The 14,598-nt window shown below is 59.7% G+C and carries 9 protein-coding genes; 2 read left to right on the top strand and 7 right to left on the bottom strand.

Going from position 1 to position 14,598, the window contains the following annotated elements; genetic code table 11:
* Window positions 1–90 precede the first annotated feature (90 nt).
* The 3 genes from zapE to AB4N47_RS01510 form a co-directional block, all read right to left on the bottom strand.
* Window positions 91–1,185 (bottom strand): cell division protein ZapE, encoded by a 1,095-nt coding sequence (gene zapE, locus AB4N47_RS01520; RefSeq protein WP_016773254.1) that lies wholly within the window; start codon window positions 1,183–1,185, stop codon window positions 91–93.
* A 90-nt stretch (window positions 1,186–1,275) separates the two neighbouring features.
* Window positions 1,276–2,631, bottom strand: coding sequence for a tryptophan--tRNA ligase (locus AB4N47_RS01515; RefSeq protein ID WP_341639446.1), 1,356 nt, complete (start codon window positions 2,629–2,631; stop codon window positions 1,276–1,278).
* 24 nt (window positions 2,632–2,655) lie between these two features.
* The gene (locus tag AB4N47_RS01510; RefSeq protein ID WP_341639452.1) at window positions 2,656–3,285 is read right to left on the bottom strand and encodes an alpha/beta hydrolase; all 630 of its coding nucleotides are present in this window, start codon (window positions 3,283–3,285) and stop codon (window positions 2,656–2,658) included.
* 144 nt (window positions 3,286–3,429) lie between these two features.
* Here AB4N47_RS01510 and AB4N47_RS01505 point away from each other — a divergent pair, with 144 nt between their 5' ends.
* Window positions 3,430–3,864: a Z-ring associated ZapG family protein gene (locus tag AB4N47_RS01505; protein ID WP_016773251.1), complete on the top strand. Its 435-nt coding sequence runs from the start codon at window positions 3,430–3,432 to the stop codon at window positions 3,862–3,864.
* Between the two features lie 227 nt (window positions 3,865–4,091).
* Here AB4N47_RS01505 and AB4N47_RS01500 read toward each other — a convergent pair whose 3' ends face one another.
* Window positions 4,092–4,826 (bottom strand): OmpA family protein, encoded by a 735-nt coding sequence (locus AB4N47_RS01500; protein ID WP_016773250.1) that lies wholly within the window; start codon window positions 4,824–4,826, stop codon window positions 4,092–4,094.
* Between the two features lie 120 nt (window positions 4,827–4,946).
* The gene (locus AB4N47_RS01495) at window positions 4,947–5,591 is read right to left on the bottom strand and encodes an MBL fold metallo-hydrolase (RefSeq protein WP_129997658.1); all 645 of its coding nucleotides are present in this window, start codon (window positions 5,589–5,591) and stop codon (window positions 4,947–4,949) included.
* Between the two features lie 203 nt (window positions 5,592–5,794).
* Between AB4N47_RS01495 and AB4N47_RS01490 the strand changes: the two genes are divergently transcribed.
* A complete protein-coding gene (locus AB4N47_RS01490; RefSeq protein WP_341639445.1) occupies window positions 5,795–10,192 on the top strand; it encodes a M10 family metallopeptidase C-terminal domain-containing protein in 4,398 nt (1,465 codons plus the stop codon).
* Window positions 10,193–10,295: 103 nt separating this feature from the next.
* Here the strand turns inward: AB4N47_RS01490 and AB4N47_RS01485 are convergent, their stop codons facing one another.
* Entirely contained in the window at window positions 10,296–13,031 is a 2,736-nt protein-coding gene (locus AB4N47_RS01485; RefSeq protein ID WP_341639444.1) for a LuxR C-terminal-related transcriptional regulator, read from the bottom strand.
* A 175-nt stretch (window positions 13,032–13,206) separates the two neighbouring features.
* A complete protein-coding gene (locus AB4N47_RS01480) occupies window positions 13,207–14,571 on the bottom strand; it encodes a DUF1329 domain-containing protein (protein ID WP_024014265.1) in 1,365 nt (454 codons plus the stop codon).
* Between the last annotated feature and the right edge of the window lie 27 nt (window positions 14,572–14,598).

Genomic DNA, 14,598 nt, shown 5'->3' with positions numbered 1-14,598 from the left:
TTCGCGAGCAGGCTCGCTCCCACAGGGAAAAACTTCAGCGCATAAAAAAGGCCTGCAATCGCAGGCCCTTTTTCGTTGCCGAAACTCCGTTTAAGGCTTGTGCGCCCGCGACAGGAATTCGTGAGACTGCATCTCCAGCAGTCGGCTCAGCGTGCGCTGGAACTCGAAGGTCAGGCGTCCGCCGGTGTACAGATCCTTCAGCTCGACTTCAGCAGAAATGATCAGTTTGACGTTGCGGTCGTAGAATTCGTCGACCATGTTGATGAAGCGGCGGGCGATGTCGTCGGTGGTGACGCTCATCTGCTCGACGCCGCTGAGCAGCACGGCGTGGAAGATCTTGCCCAGTTCGATGTAGTCGTTCTGGCTGCGCGGGCCGTCGCACAGTTCACGGAAGTCGAACCAGGCCACGTCGTCGCAGGTGCGCAGAGCGCGGATTTCGCGGTTCTCGATGATCAGCACATCGTTTTCCACCGCCGCCGTGCACTCCGGCGTCAGCGCCTTGAAGCTCTTGCGCAGGCTTTCGTGCGCGGCTTCGTCGAGCGGATAGTGGAACAGCTCGGCTTGCTCGAGGTGACGCAGACGATAATCGACGCCGCTGTCGACGTTGACGATCTCGGTGTTCTGCTTGATCAGCGCGATGGCCGGGAGGAAGCGCGCCCGTTGCAGGCCATCCTTGTACAGGCCGTCCGGAACGATGTTCGACGTCGCGACCAGGGTCACGCCGTTCTTGAACAGTTCTTCCATCAGCGTGCCGAGGATCATCGCGTCGGTGATGTCGGAGACGAAGAATTCATCGAAGCAAATCACCCGCGACTCGGCCGCAAAGCGCTTGGCGATGATGGTCAGCGGGTTCTTCTCGCCGCCCAGGGTTTTCATTTCTTCATGCACACGCTTCATGAAGCGGTGGAAGTGCGTGCGGGTCTTCTCCTTGAACGGCAACGCTTCGAAGAAGGTGTCGACCAGATAAGTCTTGCCGCGACCGACGCCGCCCCAGAAATACAGGCCCTTGACCGGTGCCTGATCCTTTTTGCCAAACAGCTTGCCGAGCAAACCCGGCTTGTTCTGGTCAGCGGCGATCAAGTCGTCGTACAGACGCTGCAAGTGACGCACAGCAGTTTCCTGCGCGGCGTCATGGAAGAAGTCCGGGCGTTTCAGATCAGCTTGATATCGTTCTAGGGGCGTCATAATTCGTTAGCAAGGCAACAAAAACGGGCCGTCACTGTAGCGACGGCCTGTGGGAATGGCAATCGGCCCTTGGTCGGGTCGTGCCGCCGATCAGTCCTGAGCTGGAGTCAGTGCGACGCGCAACGCCTCGATGGCGGCGTCCCGCGCACCGATGTCGGCAAACGCCGGGCTGTCGCCCACGCACTCAGCGGCAAGCCAGACGCTGAAGCTCAATTCTTCAGTACGCACGTCCAGCGGCTCGCCGGACTGCAACTGTTTGGTCACCTGGCCGGCAGTTTTGCCGTCGGCGAAGTTGCGCGACAGCAGCAATTGCTCGCCATCGGCCGCCAGCAGACGGAAACGGAAGCTGCCGTCGTCCTCGCGGAAGCTGACGAAACGTGCGGCTTTCGCGGCTTTCTTTTTGGTGGTGGCGGCGACCTGTACCTGATTGACGAAAGAACGCAGGCCAACGGCTTCGCGCAATTCATTGAGGAACGGCGTCGCAACCGCACGAGCCTTCTTCGCACCGATCTGCAGAATGTCTTCCAGATCCGCAGGACGCTCGATCAACTGGTGATACTTCTCGCGCGCCTCGCCCAGCTCGTTGTCGAGCAACTGGAACAGGCGATTCTTCGCTTCACCCCAGCCCAGACCACCGAGCAGCTCGCTGCGGAACTCGTCGGCCTGTGCAGGGGTGGCGAAGGCCTGGAACAGAGTGAACAGGTGCGAGTTATCGGGATCTTTCGCTTCGCCCGGGGCCTTGGAGTCGGTGACGATCCGCGAGATCGCGTCCTTCATTTCCTTGGCGCTGGAGAACAGCGGAATGGTGTTGTCGTAGCTCTTCGACATCTTGCGACCGTCGAGGCCCGGCAAGGTGGCCACGCTTTCCTCGATCAGCGCTTCGGGCATGGTGAAGAATTCTTTGCCCTGGCCGAACAGATGGTTGAAACGCTGGCCGATATCGCGAGCCATTTCCACGTGCTGAATCTGATCGCGACCGACCGGCACCTTGTGTGCGTTGAACATCAGGATGTCCGCGGCCATCAGCACCGGGTAGCTGTAGAGGCCCATGGTGATGCCGGCATCCGGGTCTTCACCGGTTTCAACGTTCTTGTCCACCGACGCCTTGTAGGCGTGCGCGCGGTTGAGCAGGCCCTTGGCGGCGACGCAGGTCAGCAGCCAGGTCAGCTCGGGTATTTCCGGGATGTCGGACTGGCGGTAAAAGGTCACCCGATCGACATCGAGGCCACCGGCCAGCCAGGTCGCGGCGATTTCCAGACGCGAGCGCTGGATACGCAGCGGGTCATCGCATTTGATCAGGGCGTGGTAGTCGGCCAGGAAATAGAACGAATCGGCCTGGCTGTCGCGGCTGGCGAGGATTGCCGGGCGAATCGCGCCGGCGTAGTTGCCCAGGTGCGGCGTGCCGGTAGTGGTGATGCCGGTGAGAATGCGGGTACGGTTGGTCATGGGTAATCGCTTGTCAGACTGCAATCAATTCGAGAGACGCGGCAGCAGCAGATCCTTGAGATCGGTCAGCTTGCCGTGAAAAAAGTGTCCGCATTCTGCCACTTTCAGCAGCTCATGGGGGCGCTGGAGTTGTTCCGACCACTGGTAGACCAGTTGCGGATCAATGACTTCATCGGTTTCCGGCTGGATCACGGTCAACTCGCCGTGCTGCGGCAGTTGATCCTGCTCGCCCAGACGCATCACCGCCGGGGCAACCATGAACAGGTGTGCAAGCTGCACGCCTTGGGCTTCGAGACGGCCGCCGAGACTTGCTGCAACAAATCCGCCGAAGGAGAACCCGAACAGGGTCAACGGCAGGTCCGGGTGTTTTTCGCGCAGCCATGCGGCGGCGGCCTGGGCATCATCGACTTCACCGGCGCCCATGTCGTGCGTGCCCTGGCTGGCGCCGACGCCGCGATAGTTGAAACGCAAGGTGATCAGGCCTGCGTCGCGCGCGGTGCGCTGCAGGGTCGAGACGACCTTGTTGAGCATGGTGCCGCCCTGCACCGGGTTCGGATGGCAGATCAGCGCGATGCCGCGCGGCTGCTCGTTATCCAGGTAAAGGCTTTCCAATTGACCCACCGGGCCGTCAATCACTACAGGGGTTTCACGCATCAGCAAGGGAGGAACTCCGTGACCTCGAATCGGGTCGACTCGTCTAGCAAATTGTCTGTGCCAATCTATTGCGAGTGAATCGCGGTATACAGCGCAGGTTCGAGCCGTTAACGTAAAGCAAAGCCGTTTATAGAGGAAGGACTCGTGGAACACTCGCTCTTAGTTTGGTTGTTACCGACTCTTGCCCTGGTTGTGGGTGTCGCCATTGGATTCCTGATCGCGCGCGTTGCGCCGAACGCCGCACCGAGCCGCACGCAGCGTCAACTGGATGATATCCAGGAGCGTTTCGACAGTTATCAGAACGAAGTGGTCACCCACTTCAACAGCACCGCGATGCTGGTCAAGAAGCTGACCCAGAGCTATCAGGAAGTGCAGGACCACCTCGCCGAGGGCGCCAATCGTCTGGCCCTGGACGAGCAGACCCGCCAGCGCCTGATCGCCGCCCTGCACGCCGACGCAGCGCAGGCACCACGCGAACGCCTGACGCCACCGCGCGATCAGGAACCACCGCGTGATTACGCGCCGAAGAGCCCGAATTCGCCGGGCATGCTCGATGAGCATTATGGTCTGAAGAAGTAATCGGGTTTCGCGCCCAACAAAAAGCCCCCGGACAATGCTGTTGTCCGGGGGCTTTTTTGTATCTGCAATCTTCGCTGCCCTCGCCGGCCTTTTCGCGAGCAGGCTCGCTCCCACAAGGGGAATGCATTTCAAATGTGGGAGCGAGCCTGCTCGCGAAAGGGCCGGCACAGATGACACAAAAAAATGCCCGATCACAGGACCGGGCATTTCTTCAATCAGGCAATCGCTTACGGATACTGCTGTACCGTGCCCGGCTGTTGCTGCTGACCACCATACTGCTGACCCGGAATTGCCTTCAGGTTGACCTCGACCCGGCGATTCTGCGCGCGGCCGTTGACGTCACCGTTACTGGCAATCGGGTTATCCGGGCCGGCGCCACGGGCCGACAGGTTGGCACCGCTGACACCTTGCGAGGTCAGGTAGGTCGCCACGCTCTGTGCACGACGTTGGGACAGGTCCATGTTGTGCTGGCGGCTGCCGGTGCTGTCGGTGTAGCCGACGATTTCGATCTGGTTCTGGTTGAACTCTTTTAGCGAGTTGGCCAGGTTGTTCAGCGGTTGATAGAAGCTGGAAGCGATGTTCGCCGAATCGGTGGCGAAGGTGATGTTGCCCGGCATGATCAGCTTGATCTGATCGCCCTGACGCTGCACTTCAACGCCAGTGTTGGCCATGCTCGCGCGCAGTTTCTTTTCCTGCTGGTCGGCGTAGTAGCCGTAGCCTGCTGCGGAAGCACCGACCACGGCGGCGCCGATCAAGGCGCCCTTGCCACGGTTGTCGTGGCCGATGGCGGCACCGGCAAGTGCACCGGCCAGCGCACCGAGGCCACCGTATTTGGCGGTTTTGCTCATGCCCTGCGAGCCACCGTCGGCCTGACCCTGATTGTCATACGGATTGGGCGAGGCGCAGCCGGACAGCACGGCCACGGCAGTAGCGACAATAATCAAACGACGCGTGGTGAACATGGAGAGCTCCTGGTTTTTTGCATTCTGTGGTGCAGCGGCCACTGATCAATCAATGGACCTGCGCGGGCGTTGGATCATGACAATGCGCAAAAATTCCGCCGCACACCCGTGACAAAAAATTCAGGCACGCACAAACGGGTTCTCGCGCATCTCATCACCCAGACGCGTATCCGGACCGTGCCCGGTGACAACCGTTGCGTCCTCATCCAGCGTATACAGCCGCTGCTTGATCGAACGCACGATGGTCGCCTGATCGCCACCCCACAAATCCGTGCGCCCTACCCCGCGACGAAACAACGTGTCGCCGGCTATCAACAGCTTAGCCTCGGAAAACCAAAAGCTCATGGAACCGGGTGTATGGCCCGGCGTATGCAGTGCCACGCCGCAACCGCAGGCCAGTTCTTCGTCATCGCTCAACCAGCGATCCGGCGAGGGCACCGGGGTGTAGGGCACACCGAACATCTGGCATTGCATTTCCAGGTTGTCCCAGAGGAATTGATCTTCCTTGTGCAGATGCAGGGTCGCACCGGTTTTCTCCTTCATCTGCCCGGAAGCGAGGAAGTGATCGAGATGCGCGTGGGTATGGATGATGCTGACGACTTTCAGGCCATGGGCATCGAGGCGCGCCATGATCAGGTCAGGGTTGCCGCCCGGGTCGACGACGATGGCTTTCTTCGTGATCGGGTCGCCGATGATGGTGCAGTTGCACTGCAAAGGGCCGACGGGGAAGGTTTCGCGGATGAGCACTGGGATTGAGGCTGACATGGAAGGATCCTGGACAGGCGGCACTGACATTGGCTTCAGGATTCTACTGCACCTGCCGATATATAACGCCAGGTCAGTTAATTGACGCCACTAATCAGAAAATAGTGGCCCAATGATGTCAAACCATCCAATACTGGTGCAAAATCAATGTCTGTAGCGGCCACATTTCAGGAAGGGCCGCAGCCCATTTCAGGAATTGCGCAATGCCACGCCCAACCGAATCGACCGAAAGCCAGTATGTTTCACTGACCGGAATCAAATATCTCGACAGTCTTCTATCCGGTACCAAGTGGGCTGATGATGGAATGGGCGTCAGCCTGACTTACAGCTTTATAAGCCTGGGAAATTCGTATTTCGCGTCAGATTACAGCGCAGCCAATGAATACGAAGCGGGATACGAGCTGACTGCGACCCAGCGGGCCGCAGCGACCGCCGCGTTAAGCACTTGGAGCGCAGTGGCCGACATCACTTTCCGCCAGACCAGTGACAACTGGGCCAACGTTGGGGACATCCGGTTTGGCGGCTACGCACTCATGGACGCCGACGCTGCCGCTTGGGCATACACGCCGGGCGACACCCCCAATGCCGGCGACATCTGGATCGGCCCGAACACCGATGACCCATCGCCGGTCAAAGGTACCTACGATTTCATGACATTCGTTCATGAAATCGGACATGCACTCGGACTCAAACATCCGTTCGCACCGACGCCGGGCAACGCGACGACGATGGATCCGGCGCTGGACGACATTACCCATACGATCATGAGTTACAACAACTCATACTCTTACCACCCGACCACTCCGATGCTGCTGGACATTCTGGCGATCCAGAACCTCTACGGCGCCAATACTATGTGGGCGACAGGCAACACCGTCTACTCCTGGGCAGCCAATCAATCGGTTTTCGAAACGATATGGGACGCCGGCGGTGTCGACGCGATCGACGGCAGCAACCAGGCAGCGGCCGTGCGCATCGACCTCAACGAAGGCGCGTTCAGCAAGATCGGCAAAGTCTTCAGCGACCCTGATGGCGCTGACTTCAACGAAGGGCTGGCGATTGCATTCGGCGCCAAGATCGAAAACGCCGTCGGTTCCGGTTTCAACGACACATTGATCGGCAACGCACTGGACAACCTGCTCAATGGCATGGCCGGGGCCGATACCATGACTGGCGGTGCCGGCAACGACACCTACATTGTCGATGACGCGGGCGATGTGGTGGTTGAAACCGGCAGCTCACGCTCTGAAATCGACAGTGTCTTTTCGTATATCGACTACACCCTCGGCGACAATGTCGAAAACCTTACGCTGTCCGGTGCTGCGAATCTGACCGCCACGGGCAATGCACTGAACAACGAACTCACGGGCAATGCCGGCGATAACGTTCTGGACGGTGGCCTGGGGGCCGACATCATGACCGGCGGTGCCGGCAACGATATCTACATCGTCGATAACGTTGCCGATGTGGTCATCGAAACCCGTGCGCTGTACAGCGAGATCGATACGGTACAGTCTTCAATCAGCTATACCCTGGGTAAGAATGTTGAAGACCTGATTCTCACCGGCACTGCTGACATCAACGCTATTGGCAACGCGCTCGGCAATATCCTGGTCGGCAACTCGGGCAATAATCAGCTCAACGGTGGCGCCGGCATTGACGCCATGATCGGCGGCGATGGCAATGATGCTTACGCTCTCGATCAAGGTGCCGAACTGGGACTGATCCGCGAGTATGTCAACCAAGGCAACGACACGCTGATCACGCTTTTCAACGCCAACGCGCAATACAACCTCATCGACCTCAGCCAGAGCAATCTGCAGAACGTCGAAAACGTGACCGTGCTGGGTGCGGGGGCGTTTACCATCGCCGGCAACAGCCTGAACAACGTCCTGATCGGTAACGCTGACGCAAACTTCATCAATGGCGGCCAAGGCGCCGACATTATGACCGGCGGCGCCGGCAATGACACCTACATCATCGACAATGTCAACGACGCAGTGATCGAGACCGGTGCCTCGCTTACGGAGATCGATACGGTCTACTCCTATATCGATTACACCCTGGGCGACAATCTTGAGAATCTGAATCTGGCCGGCGAAGCAAATCTGAACGCTACCGGCAATGCACGCAACAACGCTATCTACGGTAATGCGGGCAACAACATTCTGGATGGCGGCCTCGGTGCCGACTATATGGCAGGCGGGTTCGGCAACGACACCTACATCGTTGACAACACTGGCGATGTGATCTTTGAGGATTGGGATCTGGTCGGGGTGGTCGACACTGTCCGCGCCTCGGTCAGTTACACCCTCAGTGCGAATCTGGAAAACCTTGTTCTGACTGGCACGGCCGACACCAACGCGATCGGCAACGGGCAGAACAACGTGCTGACAGGCAACGACGGTAATAACCAGCTCAATGGCGGTGCCGGAGTCGACACCATGATCGGTGGCAAGGGCAACGATGCGTATGCCCTCGACCAGTCCGCCGAACTGGCGCTGATCCAGGAAAACGCCAACGAAGGCAACGACACCCTGATCACGCTGTTCAACGCGACCGCGTTGAACAGTACGATCGACCTCAACATCGCAAATTTGAAGAACGTCGAGAACCTGAGCGTGTCGGGCGCAGGCGCCTTTACGTTGGCAGGCAACGAACTGAACAACACCCTGATCGGTAACGCCGATGCCAACTTCATCAACGGTGGCAAAGGCATCGATATCATGCAGGGCGGCGGTGGTAACGACACCTACATCGTCGACAACATCCTCGACCAGGTCATCGAAACCGATGCAACACCGTCGCAAATCGATACGGTCTACTCCTACGTAAGCCACTATCTGAGTGCCAATGTCGAAAACCTTACACTGGTCGGCAGCACTGACCTTACAGGCGTTGGTAACGCGCTGAACAACGTCATTTACGGTAACGACGGCAACAACCAGATCAATGGCGGCCTGGGTATCGACACCATGATCGGTGGCAAAGGCAATGACGATTACGCCCTCGACCAGTTCGCCGAACTGGCACTCATCCAGGAGAACGCCAGCGAAGGCGTCGACAGGCTGCTCATCCAATACAACGCCAACGCGCAGACCAGCATCGTCGACCTGAATCTGACCAATCTGCAGCAAGTCGAAAATGTCATGTTGCTGGGTGGCGGTGAATTCACGCTGGCCGGCAACAGCCTGAACAACGTCTTGGTAGGCAACGCTGCTGCCAACTTCATCAACGGGGGCCAGGGCGCAGACACCATGACTGGTGGCGCTGGCAATGACACTTACATTGTCGACAACATCAACGATGCAGTGATCGAGACCGGCGTATCGCTGTCAGAAATCGACACGGTGTACTCCTACATTGATTACACCTTGGGTACCAATGTCGAGAACCTGACCCTGGCCGGGGGCAGCCACTTGCATGCCAACGGTAACGCCCTGAACAATGTGATCTACGGTAATACCGGCAACAACATCCTCGACGGTGGTGCGGGCGCCGACTTCATGGCGGGCGGTACTGGCAATGATACGTATATCGTCGACAACGTCAGTGACGTGATCAGCGAAACCAGCACTCTGGCCAATGAGATCGACACGGTCCGCGCCTCGGTCAGTTACACCCTCAGTGCGAATCTGGAAAACCTGATTCTGACGGGGACGGCCGGCACCAACGCCATCGGCAACGACCAGAACAACCTGCTGACCGGTAACGACGGCAATAACCAACTCAATGGGGGTGCCGGTGTCGACACCATGATTGGTGGCAAAGGCAGCGATGCCTACGCCCTCGACCAGTACGCCGAACTGGCGCTGATCCAGGAAAACGCCAACGAAGGAAGCGATACTTTGATCACGCTGTTCAACGCGACGTCAACCAGCACCATCATTGATCTGAACATTGGCAACCTGCAAAACGTCGAAAACGTCACTGTACTCGGCGCCGGCGCATTTACCCTGGCTGGTAACGGCCTGGACAACATCCTGGTCGGCAACGCCGATGCCAACTTCATCAACGGTGGCAAAGGTGCTGACACCATGACCGGCGGCGGTGGCAACGACACGTATATCGTCGACAACATCGGCGATGTGGTCACCGAAACCGGCACGTCGGTCTCGGAAATCGACAGCGTCTATTCGTACGTCGATTACACCTTGGGGGCCAACCTGGAGATTCTGAATCTTGTCGGGTCCGCCAGCAAAGGTACCGGCAACGGGTTGAACAACTCCATTTACGGCAACGACACAAACAATGTACTGGATGGCGGCGCGGGGACGGACACGCTCACAGGCGGTGCTGGCGCCGACACCTTCGTGTTCAGCTCGCTTACCGACATGGGCGTGGGCGCCAGCCGTGACGTGATCACCGATTTCAGCAGCCTGCAGGGCGACAAAATCGACCTGACGAAATTCGATGCGAACCTGCTGCAAGGCGGCATGGACGGTTTCACCTTCATCGGTGCCAATGACTTCACCGGTGCCGGGCAACTGCGCTTCGTCGACCACGTACTGTCGGGCAACGTCAGCGGCAATGCCGGCGCGGACTTTGAAATCCAGCTGGTGGGTGTGAACAGCTTCAGTGCCAACGATCTGGTGGCCTGACGCCCTGTTCACTTGCCAGGCCTGCACCCCCGGCCGGTGAACTGAAAACAAACGCCCCGATTGGTTCGGGGCGTTTGTTTTTCTGCCGGGTCATGGCGCGATCTCAAAAGAGCAATCCCAGTTCCTTGGCGCGCGCCACTGCCTGAGTACGCCGTTCGACGCCAAGTTTGCTGTTGATGTGACTGGCATGGGTTTTCACCGTATGCAGCGAAATGAACAACTGCTCACTGATTTCCTGATTGGAACAACCCTGAGCGATCAGACGCAGTACGGCCAGTTCACGGCTGCTGAGTTGTTCGGTCGCTGAGCTTTCCACTGTCGGGCGCGGCGCGGCTGTTGGGAAGTGCGTGAGCAATTGCTGGCTCACCGCGTTGCAAATGAGCGCCTGCAACTGCCCGCGCATCCAGTCGGCATGAATTTTCAGCAGCGCATCGAAGGGCTGGAAGACGCCGCCGGCAGCGGCTTCCAGAGCTTGGCTCAACGTTTTGCGTGCTTCTGGTTCGCGCCCACTCGACAGCAACAGCGCCACCTTCTGCGTCAGCGCCATCACACTGAGCAACTGCCGCCCGGTCCGCTGGCCGTTTTCATGCAACACGTTCAACCGCCCTTCGGCGAGCATCGGTTGCTCCTGAATCACATCGAGCAGCGCCTGTTGCAGTTCCACGTGCAGTGGCAGCTGTGGATGAAACTCCGGCGGTGCCGCAGCGTTTTCGCCGGTGTAGGTCTGGCCCAATCGTGCAAGCCACGCCTCGGCGAGATCGATGCGGCCCTGGGCCAGCCACAGTTCGCATTTGACCAGGGTGATCATCGCCAGATAGTAGATCGGCGGTACGTCCCAGATGTGCATCAGGCGTTCGGCCTCGGCGAGTTCGGCGAAGGCCTTGGCGAACTCGCCACAAGCGCCGTCGAGGCGGGCGATCACGCAGTGACCGATCAGCACGCTGATGTCGCGACAGGCCCGTGCTTCGCCAATCCCGGCGAGTAGGCGTACACGTGCGGCCTGCGGCTGCAAACGCATCGCCAGCAGGAAACCTTCGTACAACGTCAGCCGCGCGCGCACGGCGTACAGGCGTTGCGGCGACAGACCCCGCAAGCGCTCCAGGCCCTGATGCACTTCATCCAGCGCGCGCAGAATCTCGCCACGCGATTGCAAAACCCGCGCCCTGTCGTAATGCGCCAACGCTTCGAATAATGGATTGCCGACCCGTTGCGCCAGCTCGAGGGATTCGCGGTTCAGCCCACGGGCGCGCCACAGATCTCCGTCGGCAATGGCCAGATTGGACAAGGTCGACAGGCACATCAGCCGCTGGCCGTAACGCTTGGCCGGCAGGCTCTCCAGCGCTTCACTGCAATAGCGCAGGGTCAGTTCGCGATGGCCGCGTCCGCGAGCGATGATCCCGCTCAATGCCAGCCACTGCGCCAGCATGGATTTCTGCGCGGTGGCCGAAGGCGCCGGCAGGAAGCGGCTCAAATGGCTGGCCAACTCTTCGGCGGCGTCGAGCTGGCAGGCCAAGCCCAGTGCCCAGCTGTAGAGCACGATCAGCCGAGGCGTGCTGATCAGCAGACTGTCGGGCAAGTCCATTTTCCAGCGCAGCAGCATGCCGACGTTCTGCTCGGCGAGCAGCTGTTCTTCGGACAGGTTCTGTACCAGATTCGCCGCGACGTCGAGATGCCCGGCACGCAACGCCTGCTCCACCGCTTCGTCGAGCAGGCCCTGCGCATTGAACCAGCGGCAGGCGCGCAAATGCAGGGTGGCGTTGGGCACCATCGCCTGGGCGATCGGCCGGCTGCGCAACAAGTCAGAAAACAAATGGTGATAGCGATACCAGTGACCGTGCTCGTCCAGCGGCACAAGAAACACCTGGTGGGCGAGCAGAAAGCGCAGGATCTCGGCGCTGTCATGGGCTTCGCGGACGGCGTCGCACAGCTCGCTGCAAAAGCGTTCCTGCGGAGCGGTTTCGTAGAGAAACGATTGCACTTCGGCCGGCAAGCAATCGATGACTTCTTCGAGCAGATAGTCGCGTATCAACCCCTCGCCGCCGTTCAGTCCTTGCGGCAGCGCGGCATCGTTGCCCGCCTCGGCCACCGCCAGCAGCCAGAAGCGCAGGCCGGCGACCCAGCCTTCGCTGCGCTGGATCAGGCTTTCCAGTGCCTCGCCGCGCAGTGAGATGCTGTGGCGGTCGAGCAGAGTCAGGGCTTCGTCGTGGGTCAGGCGCAAATCCTGTTCGTGCAGCTCAAGCAACTGCCGCGACAGGCGCAGACGCGCCAGATGCCAGTCCGGGCGCTGGCGGCTGGTGACCATCACCAGCAAGCCATCGGGCAGGTGATTGAGGAAGAATTGCAGGCAACGATCCAGCACCGGCCCCTGGGCGAGGTGGTAGTCGTCGAGGACCAGCAGCAGCGGTGCAGCAGGATCGAGATGCAGCGCCAGCTCATCGAGCAGACCGTCGAGCCATTCTTCGAAAGCAAACGGCTGATGACGCTGACGCATTTTCAACAGACCGAGGGCACCAGCGCCCAAGGCCGGAAAATAGTCCTGCAGACCTTCGAGCAAGCGCTCAAGAAAACGTCCGGGATCGCTGTCACGCGGACTCAAGCCCAGCCAGAGACTTTGCCAGTGCGCCGGCAGACTCTGACAGAACTCCACCGCCAGCGAGCTTTTGCCGAACCCGGCCGGGGCGCTGACCAGCAGCAACCGACCTCCGAGCCCGGCCTGCAGACGCTGGCAAAGGCGCGGCCGCAAGACATAGCCATCAGGCAGCGGCGGGCGGAAAAAACGCCCGTCCAGTGCTGCGACAGTGATGCTTGCGGGACCCGGAAGTGGGGACAGATCAGTCATGGCCGGCTCTTGTTCGAAGGCGATTGGCGGCGTTGCAGATGTCCGCAGCCTAGCCTTAAACGAAGAGGTAATGAAGGTCACTGCTACAAATGGCTACAAAAAGGCTACAGACACAAAAACGCCCCGAACCGGTCGGGGCGTTTTCACGAGGATGCGGCCTCGGGTTTACGCAGGTTTAGCGAACACCATCCTGACGCAGAGCGGCCGGGGTGAAGTCGCTGGTGGTGGCGGTGAAGCCAAAGTCATACGCCTGCTTCTCTTCGTTCTTCATGCCCAGTGCCAGATAGCGGCCGGACTGCAGGTCGTAGAGGGTTTCGAGGGCGTACCACGGCACTTGCTTGTCGTAGTAGTTCTCGGCATGCGCCTCGGCTACACGCCACAGTTGGCCACGACCGTCGTAGTGGTCGATGACCGCTGCCTGCCAGGTGTCCTCGTCGATGTAGAAGTCACGCTTGGCGTAGATGTGGCGCTGGCCTTCCTTCAGGGTCGCGACCACGTGCCAGACGCGGCGCAACTCGTAGCGAGCCAGGTCCTGATTGATGTGGCCGGCCTTGATGATGTCCGAGTACTTCAGTTTCGGATCGTCGAGCTTGTAGCTGTCGGAGGCGATGTACATCTCTTTCTTGCCTTCGAGCTTCCAGTCGTAACGATCCGGCGCACCGTTGTACATATCGAGGTTGTCCGAGGTACGCAGGCCGTCGGCGGCAGTACCCGGGCCGTCATACGACACTTGCGGTGCACGGCGCACACGACGCTGACCGGCGTTGTAGACCCACGCCGAACGCGGTTCCTTGACCTGATCGAGCGTCTCGTGCACCAGCAGTACGCCACCGGCCAGACGCGCCGGCGCGGTCACTTTCTGCTTGAAGTAGAACAGGATGTTGCCCGGGTTCGCCGGATCGTAGTCCTTCATCTTGTCGCGGAACACGAACTGATCCTGGAAGTACACCAGGCTGTACGAGCCGTTCGGTTGCGGCGTGGCCTGGGTCACCAGACGGGTCACGCTGCCGCCGCGATAGCGGGTGATGTGGTTCCAGATCACTTCCACACCGGTTTTCGGAATCGGGAACGGCACGGCGGTATCGAAGTTTTCCAGACCGTTGCCGCCGGACACCAGGTTGGTGCTGGTGGCGTTCTTCTTGATCGCGGCGAACACGTCATCCGGCACGGTGGCGCCGCGATGGGACGGATAGACCGGCATCTTGAAGGTTTCCGGGTAGCGCTTGAACATCGCGTACTGGCCCGGGGCAAGCTTGTCCTTGTACTTGTCTACGTCCTTGGCGGTGATGGTGAACAGCGGCTGCTCACTGGCGTAAGGGTTGGACAGGAAGCCTTTGCTGTCGACGCTGCCGGCATTCTTCGGCAGTGGTTTCCAGGCCGGGATCGAACCGTCGGCATTACCGGCCATTTCCGCGCCCATCGGCGTCAGGCTCTTGCCCAGTTTGTCCGCTTCGGCAGCAGGCACCGCCGCCATGACACTGGTCGCCAGCAGCGACAGGCCCAGAACACCGGCGTGGAACAGACTCTTTGTTATTTTCATAAATTCGTTCGTCCTGAAATGCAGTGC

This window comes from Pseudomonas sp. S3_G06, from assembly GCF_054667565.1.
This window is presented reverse-complemented; position numbering and strand designations above follow the sequence as displayed.

Coding starts and splice junctions, on each gene's coding strand:
- zapE (WP_016773254.1), bottom strand. CDS start 1,185: ATGACGCCCCTAGAACGATATCAAGCTGATCTGAAACGCCCGGACTTC.
- AB4N47_RS01510 (WP_341639452.1), bottom strand. CDS start 3,285: ATGCGTGAAACCCCTGTAGTGATTGACGGCCCGGTGGGTCAATTGGAA.
- AB4N47_RS01515 (WP_341639446.1), bottom strand. CDS start 2,631: ATGACCAACCGTACCCGCATTCTCACCGGCATCACCACTACCGGCACG.
- AB4N47_RS01500 (WP_016773250.1), bottom strand. CDS start 4,826: ATGTTCACCACGCGTCGTTTGATTATTGTCGCTACTGCCGTGGCCGTG.
- AB4N47_RS01495 (WP_129997658.1), bottom strand. CDS start 5,591: ATGTCAGCCTCAATCCCAGTGCTCATCCGCGAAACCTTCCCCGTCGGC.
- AB4N47_RS01480 (WP_024014265.1), bottom strand. CDS start 14,571: ATGAAAATAACAAAGAGTCTGTTCCACGCCGGTGTTCTGGGCCTGTCG.
- AB4N47_RS01490 (WP_341639445.1), top strand. CDS start 5,795: ATGCCACGCCCAACCGAATCGACCGAAAGCCAGTATGTTTCACTGACC.
- AB4N47_RS01485 (WP_341639444.1), bottom strand. CDS start 13,031: ATGACTGATCTGTCCCCACTTCCGGGTCCCGCAAGCATCACTGTCGCA.